This window comes from Micromonospora maritima (genome assembly GCF_902825405.1).
Classification (GTDB): domain Bacteria; phylum Actinomycetota; class Actinomycetes; order Mycobacteriales; family Micromonosporaceae; genus Micromonospora; species Micromonospora maritima.
In genome coordinates this window covers 1-1,878 of record NZ_CADEAU010000759.1, presented here as the reverse complement: position 1 = coordinate 1,878, position 1,878 = coordinate 1, and the positions used below count along the sequence as shown (strand labels likewise).

The window sequence follows — 1,878 nt, the reverse complement described above, 5'->3', positions numbered from 1 at the left end:
CCGATCTCGTTCCTCCAGCAGATGGGGTTCGCGGTGGCGATCGGGATCGTGCTGTCCGCGTTCGTGATGTCGATGTTCTTCGTGCCGGCGTTGACCGGGCTGATCGGGCACACGGCGTGGTGGCCGGGGCACGGGGACGAGCGGCGCAACGGCGGGGGACGGCACGCGGAACCGGAGGCGGCGAGCGAGGCGCAGGTCTGACCGGGCCTCACCGCTCGCCGGGACGGACCAGCCCGGTCTCGTACGCGATCACCACGAGCTGGGACCGGTCGCGGGCGTTCAGTTTCTGCAGCAGCCGGCTCACATAGGTGCGGGCGGTGTCCGGGCTGAGGAACAACACCTGCCCGATCTCCGTGTTCGACAGCCCCGCGCCGACCTGGGCGAGCACGTCCCGCTCCCGCGCGGTGAGCCCGGCCAGTCGCGCCGGGTCGGTGACCGGGGCGTGGGCCGCCGCGGTCAGCACCCGCCTGGTGACGGCCGGCGAGAGCAGCGCGTCCCCGCCCGCGACCACCCGGACGGCCTCCCGCAGCGCGTCGGGCGGGGTGTCCTTGAGCAGGAAGCCGGCGGCGCCGGCGCGGATCGCCTCGAACAGGTACTCGTCGTCGTCGAACGTGGTCAGCATGACCACCCGCACGCCGGTGAGCAGCGGATCGGCGAGGATCCGCCGGGTGGCCTCCAGCCCGTCCCCGCCGGGCATCCGCACGTCCATGAGCACGACGTCGGGCCGCTGCTCCCGGACCACCGCCAGCCCGCCACCACCGTCACCGGCCTCGCCCACCACCTCGATGTCGGCGGCGCGGTCGAGCAGCGCCCGCAGGCCGGTGCGGACCAGGTGCTGGTCGTCGACGAGAACGACGCGGATCGGGTTCACGCGGTCACCCGCGCCAGCGGCAGGTGGACCGACACCCGGAAACCGCTCGGCGCGTCGCCGCTCGCGACCGTGCCGCTTTCCACAGCGCCGGTCTCGACAGTGCCGCCCAGCAGGGCGACCCGTTCCGCCATGCCGCGCAGCCCCTGGCCCTGGCGGCCCGTCCGCCCGGTGGGTGGGCCGCCACGACCGTCGTCCACCACCTCCAGGGTGAGCCAGCCGGGCGTGGCACGGACCGTGACGGTCACCCGGGTGGCGTCGGCGTGGCGCAGCACGTTCGTCAACGCCTCCTGCACGACCCGGTAGACCGTGCTGCCGACCACCGCGGGCAGCGCCTCCACCGGACCGTCGACCCGCAGCTCCACCGCCAACCCGCCCCGACGCACGCCGTCGACGAGCGCGGTTAGCTGGGCGAACCCGGGCACGGGTTCGTGCGGCCCGGGCTCGCGGCGCAGCGTGCCGAGCGTCGCCCGCAGCTCCGCCATCGCGCTGCCGCTCACCGAGTGGATGGCCGCCAGCGCGCCCTCCGCCTGCCCGGGATCCCGGTCGGCGAGGGCCTCCCGCGCCACCGCCGACTGCAACGTGATCACCGACATCGTGTGCCCCAGCGTGTCGTGCACCTCCCGCGCGATGCGCAGCCGTTCCGCCTCGACCTGCCGGGCCGCCTCGCGGTGGCGCTCCTCGTCGGCCGCCATGGCCTGGCGGACCAACGCCGCGCGCAGCGACCGCCGGTTGCGTGCCGCGTCTCCGAGGGCGATGACGGCGAGCGCGAGCGCCGCCTCCGACCCCAGCTCGGTCCCGACGACGACCGCGACGTCGTCGCCCTCGACGAGCCGGACCCCCACCGACACGGCCAGCAGCCCTCCGGCGACCAGCGCGGCCGGCACGACCCGGCCCCGCTCCGCGACCCGGTAGAGCACGGCCGCGGCCGGTGCGACCACGCCGACCGGCGGCAGGTCCAGCGCGTAGTAGGTGAGGATCCCCGCCGCCGTGGCCAGCAGCGCGGGCAG

3 protein-coding genes are annotated in these 1,878 nt (G+C 75.6%); 1 reads left to right on the top strand and 2 read right to left on the bottom strand.

The annotated features are described in order from the left end of the window. Positions 1-201: MMPL family transporter (locus HUW36_RS31975; protein ID WP_174531473.1), on the top strand; the 201-nt coding region annotated here is incomplete at its 5' end. A 7-nt stretch (positions 202-208) separates the two neighbouring features. Here HUW36_RS31975 and HUW36_RS31970 read toward each other — a convergent pair. Together HUW36_RS31970 and HUW36_RS31965 are read right to left on the bottom strand one after the other, a co-directional pair. Continuing rightward, positions 209-871, bottom strand: coding sequence for a response regulator (locus HUW36_RS31970; RefSeq protein ID WP_174531472.1), 663 nt, complete (start codon positions 869-871; stop codon positions 209-211). Beyond that, a partial coding sequence (locus tag HUW36_RS31965; protein ID WP_174531471.1) for a sensor histidine kinase occupies positions 868-1,878 on the bottom strand: 1,011 nt, incomplete at its 5' end. The genes HUW36_RS31970 and HUW36_RS31965, both read right to left, overlap by 4 nt.